General features: G+C 40.1%; 19 protein-coding genes. 16 read left to right on the plus strand and 3 right to left on the minus strand.

All coding sequences use genetic code 11. The features are described 5' to 3' along the window. Position 1 precedes the first annotated feature (1 nt). The 9 genes from AAHB15_RS11535 (at position 2) to secG (ending at position 8587) form a co-directional block, all read left to right on the plus strand. Positions 2 to 253, plus strand: coding sequence for a glutaredoxin family protein (locus AAHB15_RS11535; protein ID WP_098530341.1), 252 nt, complete (start codon positions 2 to 4; stop codon positions 251 to 253). A 133-nt stretch (positions 254 to 386) separates the two neighbouring features. Beyond that, positions 387 to 1409, plus strand: a complete 1023-nt coding sequence (locus tag AAHB15_RS11540) for a sugar-binding transcriptional regulator (RefSeq protein ID WP_335571292.1) — start codon at positions 387 to 389, stop codon at positions 1407 to 1409. Between the two features lie 48 nt (positions 1410 to 1457). Next, a complete protein-coding gene (gene gap / locus AAHB15_RS11545; protein ID WP_098530339.1) occupies positions 1458 to 2465 on the plus strand; it encodes a type I glyceraldehyde-3-phosphate dehydrogenase in 1008 nt (335 codons plus the stop codon). 136 nt (positions 2466 to 2601) lie between these two features. After that, on the plus strand, positions 2602 to 3786 hold the full coding sequence (locus AAHB15_RS11550) for a phosphoglycerate kinase (RefSeq protein ID WP_335571309.1): 1185 nt from the start codon (positions 2602 to 2604) through the stop codon (positions 3784 to 3786). A gap of 129 nt (positions 3787 to 3915) precedes the next feature. Continuing rightward, entirely contained in the window at positions 3916 to 4677 is a 762-nt protein-coding gene (gene tpiA / locus AAHB15_RS11555; RefSeq protein ID WP_335571293.1) for a triose-phosphate isomerase, read from the plus strand. Next, positions 4670 to 6202: a 2,3-bisphosphoglycerate-independent phosphoglycerate mutase gene (gene gpmI, locus AAHB15_RS11560; RefSeq protein ID WP_335571294.1), complete on the plus strand. Its 1533-nt coding sequence runs from the start codon at positions 4670 to 4672 to the stop codon at positions 6200 to 6202. Before tpiA ends, gpmI begins: the two co-directional genes overlap by 8 nt. A gap of 27 nt (positions 6203 to 6229) precedes the next feature. Next, on the plus strand, positions 6230 to 7528 hold the full coding sequence (gene eno, locus AAHB15_RS11565) for a phosphopyruvate hydratase (RefSeq protein WP_098530335.1): 1299 nt from the start codon (positions 6230 to 6232) through the stop codon (positions 7526 to 7528). Between the two features lie 165 nt (positions 7529 to 7693). After that, positions 7694 to 8239 carry a DUF6241 domain-containing protein gene (locus AAHB15_RS11570; protein WP_335571295.1) on the plus strand — a complete coding sequence of 182 codons (546 nt, stop codon included), beginning with the start codon at positions 7694 to 7696 and terminating at the stop codon, positions 8237 to 8239. Positions 8240 to 8353: 114 nt separating this feature from the next. Next, positions 8354 to 8587: a preprotein translocase subunit SecG gene (gene secG, locus AAHB15_RS11575; RefSeq protein WP_098530333.1), complete on the plus strand. Its 234-nt coding sequence runs from the start codon at positions 8354 to 8356 to the stop codon at positions 8585 to 8587. 135 nt (positions 8588 to 8722) lie between these two features. Here secG and AAHB15_RS11580 read toward each other — a convergent pair whose 3' ends face one another. Both AAHB15_RS11580 and AAHB15_RS11585 read right to left on the minus strand, forming a co-directional pair. Further along, positions 8723 to 9496 (minus strand): IclR family transcriptional regulator, encoded by a 774-nt coding sequence (locus AAHB15_RS11580; RefSeq protein ID WP_335571296.1) that lies wholly within the window; start codon positions 9494 to 9496, stop codon positions 8723 to 8725. 45 nt (positions 9497 to 9541) lie between these two features. Next, a complete protein-coding gene (locus AAHB15_RS11585) occupies positions 9542 to 10456 on the minus strand; it encodes a dihydrodipicolinate synthase family protein (protein ID WP_335571297.1) in 915 nt (304 codons plus the stop codon). 242 nt (positions 10457 to 10698) lie between these two features. Between AAHB15_RS11585 and kduI the strand changes: the two genes are divergently transcribed. The 4 genes from kduI to AAHB15_RS11605 all read left to right on the plus strand — a co-directional run bounded on the left by kduI (position 10699) and on the right by AAHB15_RS11605 (position 14660). Next, on the plus strand, positions 10699 to 11529 hold the full coding sequence (kduI, locus tag AAHB15_RS11590) for a 5-dehydro-4-deoxy-D-glucuronate isomerase (protein WP_335571298.1): 831 nt from the start codon (positions 10699 to 10701) through the stop codon (positions 11527 to 11529). Positions 11530 to 11623: 94 nt separating this feature from the next. Beyond that, positions 11624 to 12400, plus strand: a complete 777-nt coding sequence (gene kduD / locus AAHB15_RS11595) for a 2-dehydro-3-deoxy-D-gluconate 5-dehydrogenase KduD (protein ID WP_335571299.1) — start codon at positions 11624 to 11626, stop codon at positions 12398 to 12400. 251 nt (positions 12401 to 12651) lie between these two features. Beyond that, complete coding sequence (kdgT, locus tag AAHB15_RS11600; protein ID WP_335571300.1) at positions 12652 to 13647, plus strand: 2-keto-3-deoxygluconate transporter; 996 nt, start codon at positions 12652 to 12654, stop codon at positions 13645 to 13647. Positions 13648 to 13709: 62 nt separating this feature from the next. Further along, on the plus strand, positions 13710 to 14660 hold the full coding sequence (locus AAHB15_RS11605) for a sugar kinase (RefSeq protein ID WP_335571301.1): 951 nt from the start codon (positions 13710 to 13712) through the stop codon (positions 14658 to 14660). Positions 14661 to 14698: 38 nt separating this feature from the next. On the opposite strand, the gene AAHB15_RS11610 is transcribed toward AAHB15_RS11605, so the two are convergent. After that, positions 14699 to 15463: an IclR family transcriptional regulator gene (locus tag AAHB15_RS11610; RefSeq protein ID WP_335571302.1), complete on the minus strand. Its 765-nt coding sequence runs from the start codon at positions 15461 to 15463 to the stop codon at positions 14699 to 14701. A 171-nt stretch (positions 15464 to 15634) separates the two neighbouring features. Between AAHB15_RS11610 and AAHB15_RS11615 the strand changes: the two genes are divergently transcribed. The 3 genes from AAHB15_RS11615 to AAHB15_RS11625 all read left to right on the plus strand — a co-directional run bounded on the left by AAHB15_RS11615 (position 15635) and on the right by AAHB15_RS11625 (position 18078). Beyond that, positions 15635 to 16282, plus strand: a complete 648-nt coding sequence (locus AAHB15_RS11615; protein ID WP_335571303.1) for a bifunctional 4-hydroxy-2-oxoglutarate aldolase/2-dehydro-3-deoxy-phosphogluconate aldolase — start codon at positions 15635 to 15637, stop codon at positions 16280 to 16282. A gap of 58 nt (positions 16283 to 16340) precedes the next feature. Next, the gene (locus tag AAHB15_RS11620) at positions 16341 to 17180 is read left to right on the plus strand and encodes an aldo/keto reductase (RefSeq protein WP_335571304.1); all 840 of its coding nucleotides are present in this window, start codon (positions 16341 to 16343) and stop codon (positions 17178 to 17180) included. 151 nt (positions 17181 to 17331) lie between these two features. Continuing rightward, positions 17332 to 18078 carry an alpha/beta hydrolase gene (locus AAHB15_RS11625; protein WP_335571305.1) on the plus strand — a complete coding sequence of 249 codons (747 nt, stop codon included), beginning with the start codon at positions 17332 to 17334 and terminating at the stop codon, positions 18076 to 18078. The last annotated feature ends 48 nt before the right edge of the window (positions 18079 to 18126 follow it).

An 18126-nucleotide genomic window follows, 5' to 3' on the forward strand; every position in this document is an offset into this window, starting at 1 on the left:
AATGCATACGATCACGCTATATACTAGGAATCGCTGTCCTCTCTGCGACAAAGCGAAGGCTGCTATTATCGAATTGCAAGATCAATGGAAGTTTCAACTTGAAGAAATTGATATTGAAACAAGTGATGAGTTAACAGAACGCTATGGTCTAATGATTCCAGTTGTTCATTTGGACGGCGAAGAAGTAGGATTCGGATTTGTTGACAAAATTGACATAAGTAACCGTTTGCAAAAAAAAAACCAAATTAAATGAGTTGAAATCGATTTTTACTCCTGTTACAATAAATAACGTAGTAGGGGTGATTTTTTTTAGCGTAGGTGGGACATAATATGTCTAGGGTGGACCTTTTATGACCAACTACATATAATAAAGGAGCATGCAGTTCATGCAGTCATTTATTGATATACAAAAAAGATTATTACCCGATCTCCTTCAAGTCCTGCAGAAACGACACACAATTTTACGTTACATAGGATACATGCAGCCAGTAGGAAGAAGGAGCTTAGCTGTCAGCCTTGGGCTTACCGAAAGAATACTTCGTAGTGAAGTAGAATTCCTCAAAGAACAAAATCTTATTAATACAAACAATGTAGGAATGAGTTTAACGTCGGAAGGGAAAAATTTACTTGAAGATTTAGAAGGTTTAATGCGTGAGCTAAAGGGTATAGACGTCATGGAACTAGAATTAAAACACCGGCTCGGCATTAAAAAGGTGATCATTGTCCCAGGTGATGGTGACGAATCACCGATGGTCAAAGGTGAACTCGGCAAGGCGACTGCGATTTGCATGAAAAAGCTTCTAGGCGGGAAAAATATCATCGCTGTAACTGGCGGTTCAACAATGGCGGCCGTCGCGGAAAGACTTTCACCCGATTTAACCCAGAAGGAATTACTGTTTGTTCCGGCAAGGGGAGGAGTTGGTGAAGATGTACAAAATCAGGCAAATACCATTTGCTCGAATATGGCACACAACACTGATTCCCGGCATCGAGTTTTATATGTTCCAGATCAGGTCCGTTCGGAAATTTACGAATCCTTGATCAAAGAACCTGATATCCACGAAGTCTTAACTTTAATTCAATCAGCCAGCATGGTTCTCCATGGAATTGGGGATGCTATTACAATGGCTGAACGACGAAAAAGCAACCCTGAAATTAAGAAGAAGCTTGAAGAAGGGAAGGCTGTCGGCGAAGCATTTGGGTATTATTTTAATGAAGAAGGCGAGATTGTCCATAAGGTATTAACGATTGGACTTCAGCTTGAAGATCTTGAGCATATCCCAAATGTAATTGCGGTTGCAGGTGGGACATCAAAAGCTAAGGCAATAAAGGCTTATTTAAAACAAGCGCCAAAATCGACGATCTTAATTACCGATGAAGGTGCAGCAAAAAGGTTATTGAAAGGGTAATTCCTTTTAAAAAATATAGCTTTACCTAAATAAAGGAGGAAATTTATCATGACAGTAAAAGTTGGTATTAATGGATTTGGACGTATTGGTCGTAACGTATTCCGTGCGGCTTTAAACAATAGCAATGTGGAAATCGTTGCAATTAACGACTTAACAGATGCAAAAATGCTTGCACATCTTTTAAAATATGACACTGTTCACGGAACTCTTTCTGAAGATGTAACAGTTGACGGTGAATATCTAGTGGTTGGCGGCCACAAAGTAAAAGTTATCGCTGAGCGCGATCCTGCACAACTTGGCTGGGGCGACCTTGGTGTAGAAGTAGTTGTTGAATCTACTGGCCGTTTCACAAAGCGTGAAGATGCTGCGAAACACCTTGAAGCAGGCGCTAAGAAAGTAATCATCTCTGCTCCAGCAGACAACGAAGATATCACAATCGTTATGGGTGTTAACGAAGATAAATATGATGCAAATAACCACCATGTATTATCTAACGCATCTTGTACTACAAACTGCTTAGCTCCATTTGCAAAAGTATTGAACGATACATTCGGTATCAAGCGTGGTATGATGACAACTGTTCACTCATATACAAATGACCAACAAATCCTTGACTTACCACACAAAGACTACCGTCGTGCACGTGCAGCTGCAGAAAACATGATCCCAACTTCAACTGGTGCTGCTAAAGCTGTTGCGCTTGTATTGCCTGAATTAAAAGGTAAATTAAACGGTATGGCAATGCGTGTTCCAACTCCAAACGTTTCAGTTGTTGACTTAGTAGCAGAATTAGAAAGAGACGTTACAGCTGATGAAGTTAACGAAGCATTAAAAGCAGCTGCTGAAGGTCCATTAAAAGGCATTCTTGCATACAGCGATCTTCCATTAGTTTCTACTGACTACAATGGAGCAACTGTTTCTTCAACAATCGATGCATTATCAACAATGGTTCTTGAAGGAAATATGGTAAAAGTATTATCTTGGTATGACAACGAAGTTGGTTACTCTAACCGTGTAGTTGACCTTTGCGATTACATCGCTTCAAAAGGACTTTAATCCTTAAGATTATATAATTTAATGTTTTCCAATGGGGAGCGGGGAAGATTCCCCCTCCTTTTTTCTTTGATTTATGAGCTTTCGACAATATTCGAGCGGCTGTCATGACACCGCGCATAATGGAGGTCCTTTACAAATGAACAAGAAAACACTTAAGGATATCGATGTAAAAGGCAAACGCGTATTTTGCCGGGTAGATTTTAACGTTCCAATGCAGGATGGACAAATCACGGATGAAACACGTATTCGTGCAGCCATTCCAACCATTCAATACCTAGTTGAACAAGGGGCTAAAGTGATCTTAGCCAGCCATTTTGGCCGTCCAAAAGGTCAAGTTGTAGAAGAAATGCGCCTTACTCCGGTTGGTGTAAGACTTTCTGAAATTCTTGGCAAAGAAGTTAAGAAGGCTGACGAGGCATATGGTGATTCAGTTAAATCTATCATCGATACCATGAATGAAGGCGATGTTCTTCTTCTTGAAAATGTTCGCTTCTATCCTGGTGAAGAGAAGAATGATCCTCAATTAGCAAAAGCATTCGCTGAACTTGCTGATGTCTATGTAAACGATGCATTTGGTGCTGCTCACCGTGCACATGCTTCAACAGAAGGTATTGCTCATAACTTACCTGCAGTTTCCGGCTTTTTAATGGAAAAAGAACTTGATGTTCTTGGTAAAGCTCTTTCTAATCCTGAACGTCCTTTTACAGCAATCATCGGCGGTGCAAAGGTAAAGGACAAAATTGGTGTAATTGAAAACCTTCTTGAACTAGTTGATAACTTAATCATTGGCGGCGGCTTAGCTTATACATTTGTGAAAGCTCAAGGCCATGAAGTGGGTAAATCATTACTAGAAGCAGACAAACTCGACCTTGCAAATTCTTTCATTGAAAAGGCAAAACAAAAAGGCGTTAATTTCCTTATGCCGGTTGATGTGGTAGTAGCGGATGATTTCTCTGCTGATGCCAATAAAAAGGTCGTTTCGATTGAAGAAATTCCAGCTGATTGGGAAGCTCTTGATATCGGACCAAAAACAAGAGAAATTTATAGTGATGTTATCAAAAATTCAAAGCTTGTGATCTGGAATGGACCAATGGGCGTATTTGAAATTGATGCATTTGCTGGCGGTACAAAAGCGGTGGCTGAAGCACTTGCTGAATCAGAAGGTACATATTCTGTCATTGGCGGCGGAGACTCAGCAGCGGCAGTTGAAAAGTTCAACTTAGCAGACAAAATGAGCCATATCTCTACTGGCGGCGGCGCTTCTCTTGAGTTTATGGAAGGTAAAGCACTTCCTGGCGTAGTGGCATTGAACGATAAATAAGACTAACATCTCAGGAAATGAGATATTAACAAATTTTTTAATATATTTACAAATTAACGATAGATATTAACAATTTTTTGATAGATATTATAATTGGCGACGAACGTAATTATGAAAGGATGTGCCACCATGCGTAAACCAATCATTGCTGGTAACTGGAAAATGAACAAAACCCTTTCTGAGGCGAAAAGCTTTGCTGAAGAAGTAAAAGGGCTTGTACCTCCAACTGACACAATGGAGTCTGTTATTTGTGCCCCGGCTTTATTTTTACAAAGCCTTGTTGAAGTAACAGAAGGTACGAACGTAAAAATTGGTGCTCAAAATATGCACTTCGAAGAAAGCGGAGCATTCACAGGTGAAATCAGCCCGAAAGCAATCGCTGACCTTGGTGTTCAATATGTCATTATCGGACACTCTGAACGCCGTGAAATGTTCAACGAAACAGACGAATCTGTTAACAAAAAAGCTCTTGCAGCTTTTAACTATAACTTAACACCAATCATTTGCTGTGGTGAAACACTGGAGCAGCGTGAAAATGGTGAAACAAACCAATTAGTTGGCGATCAAGTAGCAAAAGCGCTTACTGGTTTATCAGATGAGCAAGTAAAGCAATCCGTTATTGCTTACGAACCAATCTGGGCCATCGGAACTGGAAAATCTTCTACTTCAGCAGATGCGAATGAAGTTTGTGCACATATCCGTCAAGTTGTAGCAGAGCAATTCTCGCAAGATGTTGCTGACGCTGTACGTATTCAGTACGGCGGCAGTGTAAAACCAGAGAATATTAAAGAATACATGGCACAGCCGGATATTGATGGTGCGTTAGTAGGCGGAGCAAGCCTTGAAGCACAATCATTCTTAAAGCTACTGGAGGCAGGTCAGTATGAGTAAATCTCCAGTTGCGCTGATCATCCTTGATGGTTTTGGATGCAGAAGCGAAACAAAAGGAAATGCGGTGGCACATGCGAAAAAGCCAAACTTTGACCGCTTTTGGGACAGCTACCCACATTCCCATTTAACGGCATCTGGTGAGGCTGTAGGTCTTCCAGAAGGACAAATGGGGAACTCAGAGGTTGGCCACTTAAATATCGGTGCTGGCCGAATTGTATACCAAAGCTTAACTCGTGTTAATATTGCCATTCGTGAAGGTGAATTCGAAAAAAATGAAACCTTTACTGGAGCAATGGAGCATGTGAAGAAAAATGGCACTGCCCTTCACTTATTCGGATTACTTTCTGATGGTGGAGTTCATAGCCATATCAACCATATGTTTGCCCTATTAAAGCTGGCGAAAGAAGAAGGCGTGGAAAAGGTATATGTCCATGCATTCTTAGATGGACGTGATGTTGGTCCAAAAACAGCTGAATCATATATTCAGCAAACACTGGACAAAATGAAGGAGTATGGCGTTGGTGAATTCGCAACCATCTCCGGGCGCTATTATTCAATGGACCGTGACAAGCGTTGGGAGCGCGTTGAAAAATCATACCGCTCGATGGTTTATGGTGAAGGACCTGCTTACACCAATCCATTAGATGTAGTCAAAGATTCCTATGAGCACGGAATTTTTGATGAATTCGTCATCCCATCTGTGATAACAAAAGAAGATGGACAGCCTGTGGCAACAATTCAAGACAATGATGCGGTTATTTTTTATAACTTCCGTCCTGACCGTGCCATTCAGATCTCTAATACCTTCACAAATGAAGATTTCCGCGACTTTGACCGCGGACCCAAGCATCCAAAGAACTTATTCTTTGTTTGCTTAACACACTTCAGTGAATCTGTTGACGGTTATGTGGCGTTTAAGCCAACAAATCTTGATAACACAATTGGTGAAGTCCTTTCACAGAATAATTTAAAGCAGCTAAGAATTGCCGAAACCGAAAAATATCCGCACGTCACATTCTTTATGAGCGGCGGACGTGAGGCAAAATTCCCTGGCGAAGAACGAATTTTAATCAATTCTCCAAAAGTTGCAACCTATGACCTTCAGCCGGAAATGAGCGCTTATGAAGTAACCGATGCGTTAATGAATGAAATCCAAAATGATAAGTTTGATGCTATCCTGTTGAACTTTGCTAACCCAGACATGGTTGGACACTCAGGAATGCTAGAACCTACCGTTAAAGCGATTGAAACTGTTGATGAATGTTTAGGTAAAATTGTTGATTTAATCCTTGAAAAGGGCGGAACAGCAATTATTACAGCTGACCACGGTAATGCCGACGAAGTGGTAACGCTTGAAGGCGAACCAATGACAGCACACACAACGAACCCGGTACCAGTGATTGTAACAAAGCAAGGTGTTGAACTCCGTGATGGCGGAATTCTTGGCGACTTAGCGCCAACCATGTTAGACTTATTAAATGTGGAAAAACCAGCTGAAATGACTGGAACTTCATTAATCAAATAAATTATTATTTTTAAGGAGAGAAATTAAATGCCATATATTTTAGATGTATACGCTCGTGAAGTATTAGATTCCCGCGGTAACCCTACTATCGAGGTAGAAGTAACAACTGATTCTGGTGCATTTGGCCGCGCTTTAGTTCCAAGTGGTGCTTCAACTGGTGAATACGAAGCAGTTGAACTTCGTGATGGCGACAAAGAACGTTACCTTGGTAAAGGTGTTCTTAAAGCTGTTGAGAATGTAAACACAATTATTGCTCCACACCTTGTACAAGAAGAATTAAGCGTTCTTGATCAAGTAGCAGTAGACCGCGCGTTAATCGAATTAGATGGTACTGAAAACAAAGGTAAATTAGGTGCAAACGCAATCCTAGGTGTTTCTCTTGCTGTAGCTCGTGCTGCTGCTGACTACCTTGGCGTACCTTTATACCAATACCTTGGCGGTTTCAATGCGAAGCAGCTTCCAGTTCCAATGATGAACATCGTGAACGGCGGCGAGCACGCTGATAACAACGTAGATATTCAAGAATTCATGATCATGCCTGTTGGTGCTCCAAACTTCAAAGAAGCACTTCGCATGGGCGCTGAAATCTTCCATACATTACGTTCTGTATTAAAAGGCAAAGGTCTTAACACTGCTGTAGGTGACGAAGGCGGATTCGCTCCAAACTTAGGTTCAAACGAAGAAGCACTTCAAACAATCGTAGAAGCAATCGAAAAAGCTGGTTACAAGCCAGGTCAAGAAGTATTCTTAGCAATGGACGCTGCTTCATCTGAGTTCTACAACAAAGAAGATGGCAAATATCATCTTGCTGGCGAAGGTGTTGTCAAAACATCTGCAGAAATGGTTGACTGGTACGAAGAGCTTTCTGCTAAATACCCAATCATCTCTATTGAAGACGGTCTAGATGAAAACGACTGGGAAGGCCACAAGCTATTAACAGAGCGTCTTGGCAAAAAAGTTCAATTAGTTGGTGACGACCTGTTCGTAACGAATACTAAAAAACTTGCTGAAGGTATTGAAAAAGGAATCGGCAACTCAATCCTAATCAAAGTTAACCAAATCGGTACTCTTACTGAAACTTTTGATGCGATTGAAATGGCTAAGCGTGCAGGTTACACAGCTGTTATCTCTCACCGCTCTGGTGAAACAGAAGACAGCACAATCGCTGACATCGCTGTTGCAACAAATGCTGGTCAAATCAAGACTGGTGCACCATCACGTACTGACCGTGTAGCGAAGTACAACCAATTGCTTCGTATCGAAGATCAATTGGCTGAAACAGCTCAATACAATGGTCTTAAATCTTTCTATAACTTGAAGAAGTAATTCAATATATACAAAGCCCCTGTTCACTGTAGTCATTCTTCAGTAAACAGGGGCTTTTTTATGTTCAATAACGAAATTCTTGGAAAAAACAAGCAGGGAAATCACATCGCTGTGTTTAATATTAAAAAAATAAACAACCTATGATATAGAACTGGGGTAAAAAGGATGAAAAAGTATTTTAAACAACTATCATGGCCACAGCGTGTGATGATTATTATTGCAGTTATGGTTTTGGGTATCTTCTCTTATTATCAGACAACGGGATCGCTTCCTTTGCAAAAGGATACCGTAACCGTCTCGGTGCAAAAATCAGCTGACGGCCAGTCCGTCATTAAAATGGATGACCCAAACAGCCAAGAAATTGAAAAAGAATTTCCTATGAATATGAAGGAAGATGAGGTTATGGATGCAATCCATAAAATGTCTCATCAAAAAGTGGAGTCTAGTAAGAAGTGGGGGGCGATCCCTCTGACATCTGGGCGTGTCAATCAATTACTAAAAGTTGTTCAGAAAAACGAGAAAAACTATGTTAATTCCTCTGTATATCTAGACATTTTAGAGCGCTGGTCTGAGGGCGATTTTTCGAGTGTCGACAAAGATCATAATAAAATCTGGAGTCTGCAAGGCGGCACAGTGGGGAAAGCTGTAGGGATTTTATCTGCAGAAGATGAAAAGAAGTATATTGAAGCGAATTTTAAGGTTGAAAAATAAGGAGTTAGTAGGGAATTCCCTTTAAGTCTGTCAAAATAACGACTATTGTCTAAAGGGGAATAGTATGGTAAATTTAAGATACTGTGAACTGTACGTCTAATAGGAGGTGGCTACATGCATACATTAGTCGTAATATTATTAGTTATCGTAAGTATCGCTCTTATTGCGGTCGTTTTACTACAGTCTGGTAAGAGTGCTGGGTTATCTGGTGCCATTTCTGGCGGTGCTGAAACGTTATTCGGTAAGCAAAAGGCACGAGGAATTGACTTGATTCTACATCGAATTACGGTTGTATTATCTGTATTATTTTTCCTGCTTGCACTTGCGGTTACTTATTTTAAAATTTAATCAAACAAGCATACAACCTGGCCGTATGGCTGGGTTTTTTGTTTTTAAAGGGACATTTTAGGTGCATAATGCAAAAAGGCGAACAGTGTATAACTGTTCACCTTGAGTCGTTTATAGGGCATTCGAAACTGCATCCTACTGATGATTAAATTGACCAAACCTTGCATGGATTGACAGTCTCTTGGCTAATTTCATTATCTCATCAATGGCTTTTTCTTTTTTGACTGTCCAACTGCTTTCGGTCATAGTAAAGCTGACTCCATTAACAATTCTACCTTCATGATTATAGATAGGAGTCGCTACACAATAAAATCCAAGCGCTGCTTCTTGCTCTTCACAAATATAACCAGACTTCTTTGCAGTTTCTAATTGTTCCCATAGCTGATCGAGACTATTAACTGTATAAGGGGTAACCTGTACTAACTCCTTTTCAGAATAGAGCTGTTGCAGCTTTTCATAAGTAAACTGTGTTAATTGAATTTTCCCTAATGCTGTAGCATGGGCAGGGAATTGCATGCCTGGTTCACTCATAAGTCGGACGCGGGAATCACTTTCTTCTTTTGCTAAATACACGATATGGGTCCCGTGCAACGTCCCTAGTTGAATCGTCTCATTTATTGCATTTACCGATAGGGCAGCTTCTTTGTAAAAGGACTCTAAAAGATTAAATTGGCGAAAATAAGCACCACTATAACCTCCTAAGGTTGGACCTAACGAATAGGTATCCCCTTTTTCTTTTACAATCCACCCTAAGGTTTCTAGTGTATTCAATAATGAAAACATAGAACTCTTATTAACATTCAATGTGTTTGAAAGATCAATTAACCTGTGAAGGCCCGGTTCTCTGGCAATTAAGTTGATCACTTGATTCGCTCGTTCGATTGCTGGGACCCAATATTTTTCAGACACTTAAACACCTCTTTACCAATTAAAAAACACGTTGCGTTTAAAAATTTATGATAGGATATTCGATTTCTCTAAAAGGATGCTATAAACCTGTTCTTTCTTTTCTGGACTTAGTGAGCGTACTGGGGCTAAAACATCTGTAGAGATTTCTATTCCGCGTAAGCGAATGGCTTCTTTCACAACATTCATGAATGGAGAGTCAAGTTTATATAAAGGGAGCAGCGAAGCCAACTGCTGGTGCAAGTCAATGGCTTGTGCATAGTCTCCCTCCTTAAAGGATTGGTAGATTCCCACTGAAATTTCTGGTGCAAACGATGAAGTTAAAGGAATCGAACCATCTCCGCCAAGTGATAAAGTGTTTAGAAGGTGCTCATCATACCCAGAAAATACAGCAAAATCGGGATGTTCGGACTTAATGGTTTGGATTAATTCTCTTGTATGTCCAACTGCTAATACAGTATCTTTAATTCCGACTATATTTGGATATTTATTAACTAGTCTAAGCACAAAGTCTGGCGCTAAATCTTGGCCTGTTAATTCAGGGTAATTGTATAAAATAATGGGCAGGTCTACATTTTCGGCAATTTCAGAATAGTGTTGAAAAAGGCTCTCCTCGGTCAATTTATAATAATAAGGATTAATGACCACCACTCCATCCGCCCCAATACTTTTAGCGTGAAGGCTTAAGGAAATGGTTTCGTTCGTACTTGGGGTACCTGTTCCAATTAGAACAGGAACACGGCCATTTACATAGCGAATGGTAAACTCAACTACTTCTTTTCTTAACTCGACTGGCATTTGTCCGAACTCTCCCCCAGATCCTAAAAAGAAAAGCCCGTCTACCTTTGAATGAATGAGGAAATCAATCAGGTTTCCCATTCCTTTTTCATCAATCTGTCCTTCTTTAAACAAAATAGTGGGTACGGGTGGAATAATTCCATGAAATTTTCTGTTGGTTACCATAATCATCCTCTTTTCTGGTTTAATATACAAAACTAGGGTTTCTTATGTAAAACTCGAATTAATTGTATCATACATTTTCCTTTTTATAACAAAATTTTTTCGATAATGTTCAGAAAAGTAAGATATAAAGTTAAATTCATATTTTTATCCATTTTCATCTAGCAATTTTCCTTTGGAAGCGCTATAATTAAATTATGAAACACAGTTCCATAATACGGAACGTTATAAAGGAGATGTAGATTGTGGAAACAAGATACTCAACACACCCAGATCAAATAAAAACATTTACGACCGAGGATATTCGGAAACATTATCTAATTGAAGAACTATTTGTACCAGGTGAGATTAAGCTTGTTTATACAATGGAAGACAGAGCGATTGTAGGCGGCATCACTCCTATTGGAGAGGCAATTTCCTTAAAGGGATATGATGAAATTAAGGCTGATTATTTCTTAGAAAGAAGAGAAGTAGGGATTTTTAATGTGGGTGGAAGCGGTACAATCATCGTTGATGGTGAACCGTTTGCAATGGAAAATAAAGATTGCTTGTATGTAGGGCTCGGAAAGAAAGAACTGCTGTTTAGAAGCGAATCATCAGAAAGTCCTGCCAAGTATTATTTATTCTCAGCACCTGCCCATAAAGAGTATCCGACGCAGCATGTGGCCTTTAAGGATATTGAAGGTGAGAGGTTAGGTTCGCTTGAAAGTGCTAACGACCGAGTCATTCGCCGAATGATACATAATGAGGGGATCCAAAGCTGTCAGGTTGTGATGGGGATGACCCAATTAAATACGGGAAGTGTTTGGAACTCTATGCCCACTCATACCCACAGCCGAAGAATGGAAGTATACTTGTACATTGATTTAGATGAGAATGCCCGAATGTTCCACATGATGGGAGACCCGACTGAAACGCGGCATATTGTGATGAAAAATGAACAAGCGGTCATATCTCCTCCTTGGTCCATTCATTGTGGCAGTGCCACTAGTAATTATACATTTATCTGGGCAATGGCCGGCGAAAACAAGACTTATAATGATATGGATGCCGTTACTATGGACCAGATTCGATAAATTATGTTTAGAAGATTAATCTATTAATCTTCTAAACAGGTCAACATGCTAAAAATATTCGACTGACAAAATGAGGTAAAGAGGTGCGAAATACATGAGCTTAGAAGATTTTTCACTAGATTATTTTAAGTTAACAGATAAGGTAGCGATTGTGACAGGAGGAAATTCCGGTCTTGGCCAAGGGTATGCTGTTGCCTTGGCAAAAGCAGGAGCCGATTTATTTATCGTGGCTCATAATAACAATTGGGAGGAAACAAGAGCCCTTATCGAAAAAACGGGAAGAAAAGTCCATTTCTTCCAAGCGGACTTAGCTAAAAGAGAAACGTTAAAACAAATCGTAGATGAATGTTTACATGTATACGGAAAAATAGATATCCTGATCAATAATGCAGGAACGATCCGACGTACACCATTATTAGACTATAAACCAGAAGATTGGGATGCGGTCATGGATATTAACTTGAACGCTGTCTATTTCCTAAGTCAAGAGGTTGCTAGAGTGATGGTTCAGCAGAAGAGTGGAAAAATTATTAACATCGGTTCCATGCTCTCTTTCCAAGGGGGAAAATTTATTCCGCCATACACAGCAAGTAAACATGGTGTGGCTGGTCTTACCAAGGCGTTTGCCAATGAACTAGGACAGTATAATGTTCAGATTAATGCTATTGCACCGGGATACATTGCAACCGCTAACACCGCGCCAATTCGAGAAGATGAACAACGGAATGCAGAAATACTCTCACGTATTCCTGCTGGAAGATGGGCGTCACCTTCAGACCTCATGGGGGTAGTGGTCTTCTTAGCTAGTAAAGCATCTGACTATATGAATGGACATATACTTGCGGTTGATGGCGGCTGGTTAGCTAGATAACCAAACGGTGAAAGGAACTAGCCTAGCTTAACCAAATACTTCCCGTGAAACCTGAAAACTGGTTTCACGGGGAACCAGCAGGGATGTAATAAAAGATTGTCAAGAAAAACTAGGAAGTTGTTAATTTTGAAAGCGCTTATAGCCCCCGTGCGGAAAAAGAAAAAAATCACACAGCATGATATATCTAAATCTACCATTTTAAATCTTAAAAAAAGTGACCCATTTTAAACTGAAAGGTAAGGTAGACATTTATGAAAATTATGAAGTCAATGGAAAAGATCCCTGGCGGTCTAATGCTGGTTCCTCTTTTTTTAGGAGCGATTATCCATACATTTGCTCCTAAATCCGGTGAGTACTTCGGTTCATTTACCAATGGTTTGATGACCGGGACGGTTCCCATTTTAGCGGTATGGTTTTTCTGTATGGGTGCAGGTATCAATATTAAAGCAACAGGTACAGTGTTAAGGAAGTCCGGAACACTTGTAGTGACAAAGATATTGGTTGCTTGGGCCGTAGCTTTTATTGGTGCATTGTTTATTCCAGAGGGAGGAATTCAAACAGGCTTCTTTGCAGGATTTTCTGTTCTTGCGTTAATTTCATGTATGGATATGACAAATGGGGGTCTGTATGCTTCTATTATGCAACAGTACGGTTCTAAAGAAGAAGCAGGTGCATTTGTTTTAATGTCTCTTGAGTCTGGACCACTCGTAACCATGTTAATTTTGGGTACAACTGGATTAGCCGCATTTCAGCCGCAGGCTTTTGTAGGCGCTGTTTTACCTTTCTTAGTTGGGTTTATTCTGGGTAACCTGGATCAAGATTTTCGTGATTTCTTTAGCAAAGCTACGCACACCATGATCCCATTCTTTGGTTTTGCATTAGGTAATTCGATTGATCTTACGGTTATTGCTAAAACTGGTTTAGCTGGAATTCTATTAGGTGTCCTCGTAATCATTATTACAGGTATTCCATTGATGCTGACTGATAAATTTATTGGTGGAGGAAATGGAACAGCAGGACTTGCTGCTTCTAGTACTGCTGGAGCTGCAGTTGCTAATCCGATGATTATTGCTAATATGAAACCTGAATTTATGCCTATTGCTCAGTCGGCTACGGCTTTAGTAGCAGCATCAGTTATTGTAACTTCCATAATAGTTCCAATTTTGACAGCCTATTACTCTCAATATATGCAGAAGAAAAATAAAGGAAAAGTTGTTCAAAAAAAGGGAAATCAGTTTACTGCTTAATTTTCTACTCTTAGGGGGACATATCATTTATGTCTCTTCTTTCAAATAACAGGAGGATTCGTATGAGTAAAATTATTACTGTTGGTGAACCAATGGCTCTATTTGTTGCCGAACATGAAGGGGCTTTGGAAAATGTAGAGCATTTCAACCGTTTTGTTGCAGGTGCAGAAGTCAATTTTTCGATTGGGATGTCACGTTTAGGACATCAAGTCACGTATATTACACAACTGGGAAACGATCCGTTCGGAAAAAACATTGAAACGTTTCTTCAACACAATGCCATTGATACCACCTATGTGACATTTCATCCTAACTATATAACTGGTATGCAGTGGAAACAAAAGGTAGTAAGCGGGGACCCGGAAGTATTTTCCGCGCGCAAAAATTCTGCGGCCTCCCATATGGGACTTGATACCATCGCAAATTTGAACTGGGATGGCTTTGATCATATTCATTTGACAGGCATCCCGCCAGCATTATCTGCGGGATGCCGGGAGATGGTATACGAGTTAATCAAGGAGGCCCGAGCAAGAGGTGTACAAATTTCGTATGATCCTAATTTACGTCCGGGTCTTTGGGCTGACAAGGAGGAAATGGTTCAAGTCATAAATGATCTTGCCTGTCGCGCAGACATTGTTCTTCCTGGTATTGAAGAAGGGAAGCTCTTAACAGGCAGACAAGACGTTCAGGGGATAGCTGATTACTATCATGCTGCTGGAGTAAAAACAGTTGTCGTTAAGCTCGGGGCAAAAGGTGCCTTCACAAGCTCCCAAGGTGAGCAATTCTATACGAATGGCTTTCCCGTAGAACAAGTGGTTGATACGGTTGGTGCCGGTGATGGTTTTGCAGTCGGGGTGGTAAGTGGCATTCTTGAAGGGCTGCCACTTAAAGAAGCAGTCAAACGCGGGGCAGCTATCGGAGCCATAGCGGTTATGTTCCCAGGAGACAATGACGGGCTGCCAAATAGAAACCATTTGGAAGAATTTATTGGAAGCACTTCTGTTCAGCTCTAAAAAAATAGGGTATTCCCAAGATAGAGAATACCCTATTCTCAAGAACCTGTATAGCCAAGGTTTCTTGAGATGGCGATGCTGTAATGTTTCATTTTTTCGACTAATGTTTGATTGATTACATCCAACGTTACTCGATTATTAGGCCCTGAAATACTAAAGCTGGCAATAATCTTCCCTCTATGATCATAGATGGGGGAAGCGATACACATTAAGACCGATTCATTTTCGGCATTGTCTAATGCATATCCCTGGTTCCTAACCCTTTCGATTTCCTTTAAAAATTCTTCTTTAGAGGTAATGGTGTTCGGTGTTTTAGGGATGAAGTGAATGTTTGAAACGATTTTTTCAAGAGTGTCTTGATCCTTGTCGGAAAGTAAGATCTTTCCTACCCCCGTACAATACATGGGTGCTCGGCTTCCTATTCGGGAGTACATACGGATGGTCTGATTACTTTCAATTTTATCGATATAAACAACTTCTCCGTGATCTTCTATGCATAAGTGTACTGTTTCATTTGCTTCTTGTGATAGTCTTTCGAGATAAGGTTTTGCTGTGGTAACAATATTGGAGTTATTTAATAGATTTCTAGAAAGAAATAGGACTTGTAATCCGAGTTTATACTTGTCCGTTTCTTCGTCTTTCACAACATAATTCATACTCGATAACGTAGCTAACAGTCTGTGAACCGTACTCTTTGTTAAACCAACCTGCTCAGATAATCGAGCAATTTGGATGCCGTCTGGATACTCGGAAAGCTTGTTTAATATCGTTAGAGCCCGTTCAAGGGATTGAACATTAGACATCGTTTATAACCTCGTTTATTAGAAATATTTTCTAGTATTTGATCTTTTTTTTGGAACGGCGTTCTATTATATGATACGCCATGTAGAAACTTTTGTAAATTTAATTCTAGGATGTAGGGAACTCATTCTATTGGCATTTTAGAATAATTAATTGAAAGAGGAGTCAAGGTGATGAAAAAGGTGAATATTTTATCAAAAATATCCGAGTGTGGTGTAGTAGCAGTCGTTCGGGCGGATTCAAAGGAAGACGCTGTAAATATTTCTGAAGCGTGTGTCAAAGGTGGGATCCAAGGAATTGAAGTGACCTTTACAGTAAATGGGGCGGATGAAGTCATAAAGGAATTGTCGGCTGTTTATCAGGGCAATGAAAATGTTGTAATTGGAGCTGGAACTGTTCTAGATGCGGCAACGGCAAGAATCGCGATTTTAGCAGGTGCACAGTTTGTCGTTAGTCCAGCATTTGATGAGGAGACAGCCAGATTATGTAATCTTTATCAAGTTCCTTATATGCCAGGCTGTATGACTCTAACTGAAATGAAACGTGCCTTGGAGGCAGGCTCGGATATTGTGAAATTATTCCCCGGAAGCGCCTTTGGCCCAGATTTTGTGAAAGCGGTAAAAGCGCCTCTGCCTCAAATTAACATCATGCCAACGGGCGGAGTAGATTTAGAAAATGTGGATCGATGGATTCGAAATGGATGTGTGGCAGTTGGAGTTGGTGGTAATTTAGTCGCTCCAGCGAAAACAGGAGATTTTGATAAGATTACGGAATATGCGAAACAGTATATCGAAAAAGTCCAAGCTGCAAGAGGATTATAATCGAGCGGATTGTAACAAAGATTTGACAGTAATGACTATTTTTTAGGAGGAATAGATGATGCTAACAAGTTTAAAAGACACTACGACATTACATAATGGTGTGAAAATGCCATGGTTTGGATTAGGAGTTTTTAAAGTAAAGGAAGGCGAAGAGGTAGTTGAGTCGGTCAAAGCTGCGATTCGAAATGGATATGTAAGCATTGACACAGCGGCTATTTACGGCAATGAAGGAGGGGTCGGTCAAGCGATCAAAGAGTCCGGGGTTCCTCGTGAAAATATGTTTATTACAACAAAGCTTTGGAATTCCGAACAAGGGTATGAATCGACCTTAAAAGCGTTCGAAACAAGTCTTAATAAGCTAGGTCTCGATTACCTAGATCTTTATTTAATTCACTGGCCAGGTAAAGATAAATATAAAGAAACCTGGAGAGCATTTGAAAAACTCTATAAAGAGGGTCGTGTACGTGCCATTGGTGTTAGTAACTTCCAGATTCACCATTTAGAAGATTTAATCAGTTCTGCAGAAATTAAACCGATGGTTAACCAAGTGGAATACCATCCTCATTTAACTCAAAAAGAACTGCATGCTTTCTGTAAACAAGAAGGAATTCAACTGGAAGCATGGTCACCATTGAAACAAGGACAACTTCTAAATGATCCTGTACTTGAAGATATTGCACATAAATATAATAAAAGCGTTGCACAAGTGATTTTACGCTGGGATCTGCAAAATGAAGTGGTTACGATTCCAAAATCAATCAAAGAACACCGCATTATTGAAAATGCCAATGTCTTCGATTTTCAATTATCCCAAGAGGATATGGAAAGAATTGATTCGTTAAATCAGGATAGCCGCGCTGGCTCCCATCCTGATAAAATGACGGTTGGCTTTGAATAATATAACCAAAAATAAACGAACCTTGCCGTCTTCAGCAAGGTTTTTTTTATTATTTGGATTTCAAGGGAGTCGGTAAGGCTTTTTTCTGGAATGTTACCTCTTTTAATGCTTAAACTAATAGAAGCTAATAGAAATAAAAGGAGTTTTCAAAATGAAAGTTGCACCACCGAAACCATTTACCTTTGAAGGAGGAAAACGGGCCGTCTTGCTGCTCCACGGTTTCACCGGCAATTCAGCAGATGTCCGGATGCTCGGCCGTTTTTTAGAAAAAAAGGGCTACACCTGCCATGCCCCGCACTATAAAGGCCATGGAGTACCACCGGAAGAACTCGTCCATACAGGTCCAGAAGATTGGTGGCAGGACGTCCTAAATGGCTATCATTTTTTAAAAAATAAAGGACATGAAGAAATAGCAGTCGCTGGACTTTCACTTGGCGGCGTATTTTCTTTGAAATTGGGATACACTGTACCTATAAAGGGTATTGTACCTATGTGCGCCCCGATGCATATAAAAAGTGAAGAAGTCATGTACCAAGGAATTCTCGATTATGCCCGTGAATATAAAAAATATGAAGGAAAAACAGACGAGCAAATCGAAATGGAAATGAAAGAATTTCAAAAAACACCGATGAATACATTAAAAGCACTCCAACAATTAATTGCCGACGTACGTGAGCATGTTGATATGATCTATGCCCCGACATTTGTTGTACAGGCTCGCCACGACAAAATGATTAATACCGAGAGTGCCAACATCATTTACAACGAAATTGAATCCACCATAAAAGAAATTAAGTGGTATGAAGAATCAGGACATGTCATTACGCTGGATAAAGAGCGGGAACAGCTTCATGAAGATGTATATGCTTTTTTGGAAAAGTTAGATTGGCATGCTTAATAAAGCACCCACAAAGGAGGGAATAGTTTGGAAGAAACAATTCAAAAG

Origin of the sequence: Bacillus sp. OTU2372 (genome assembly GCF_038440275.1) — a bacterium.
GTDB lineage: Bacteria > Bacillota > Bacilli > Bacillales > Cytobacillaceae > Neobacillus > Neobacillus bataviensis_B.

Excerpts from the sequence above, each read along its gene's own strand:
- AAHB15_RS11550 (WP_335571309.1), top strand. The coding sequence starts at position 2,602 with ATGAACAAGAAAACACTTAAGGATATCGATGTAAAAGGCAAACGCGTA.
- AAHB15_RS11535 (WP_098530341.1), top strand. The coding sequence starts at position 2 with ATGCATACGATCACGCTATATACTAGGAATCGCTGTCCTCTCTGCGAC.
- tpiA (WP_335571293.1), top strand. The coding sequence starts at position 3,916 with ATGCGTAAACCAATCATTGCTGGTAACTGGAAAATGAACAAAACCCTT.
- AAHB15_RS11585 (WP_335571297.1), bottom strand. The coding sequence starts at position 10,456 with ATGGTAACCAACAGAAAATTTCATGGAATTATTCCACCCGTACCCACT.
- secG (WP_098530333.1), top strand. The coding sequence starts at position 8,354 with ATGCATACATTAGTCGTAATATTATTAGTTATCGTAAGTATCGCTCTT.
- AAHB15_RS11570 (WP_335571295.1), top strand. The coding sequence starts at position 7,694 with ATGAAAAAGTATTTTAAACAACTATCATGGCCACAGCGTGTGATGATT.
- AAHB15_RS11610 (WP_335571302.1), bottom strand. The coding sequence starts at position 15,463 with ATGTCTAATGTTCAATCCCTTGAACGGGCTCTAACGATATTAAACAAG.
- kdgT (WP_335571300.1), top strand. The coding sequence starts at position 12,652 with ATGAAAATTATGAAGTCAATGGAAAAGATCCCTGGCGGTCTAATGCTG.
- eno (WP_098530335.1), top strand. The coding sequence starts at position 6,230 with ATGCCATATATTTTAGATGTATACGCTCGTGAAGTATTAGATTCCCGC.
- AAHB15_RS11625 (WP_335571305.1), top strand. The coding sequence starts at position 17,332 with ATGAAAGTTGCACCACCGAAACCATTTACCTTTGAAGGAGGAAAACGG.
- AAHB15_RS11615 (WP_335571303.1), top strand. The coding sequence starts at position 15,635 with ATGAAAAAGGTGAATATTTTATCAAAAATATCCGAGTGTGGTGTAGTA.
- kduD (WP_335571299.1), top strand. The coding sequence starts at position 11,624 with ATGAGCTTAGAAGATTTTTCACTAGATTATTTTAAGTTAACAGATAAG.
- AAHB15_RS11620 (WP_335571304.1), top strand. The coding sequence starts at position 16,341 with ATGCTAACAAGTTTAAAAGACACTACGACATTACATAATGGTGTGAAA.
- AAHB15_RS11540 (WP_335571292.1), top strand. The coding sequence starts at position 387 with ATGCAGTCATTTATTGATATACAAAAAAGATTATTACCCGATCTCCTT.
- gap (WP_098530339.1), top strand. The coding sequence starts at position 1,458 with ATGACAGTAAAAGTTGGTATTAATGGATTTGGACGTATTGGTCGTAAC.
- gpmI (WP_335571294.1), top strand. The coding sequence starts at position 4,670 with ATGAGTAAATCTCCAGTTGCGCTGATCATCCTTGATGGTTTTGGATGC.
- AAHB15_RS11605 (WP_335571301.1), top strand. The coding sequence starts at position 13,710 with ATGAGTAAAATTATTACTGTTGGTGAACCAATGGCTCTATTTGTTGCC.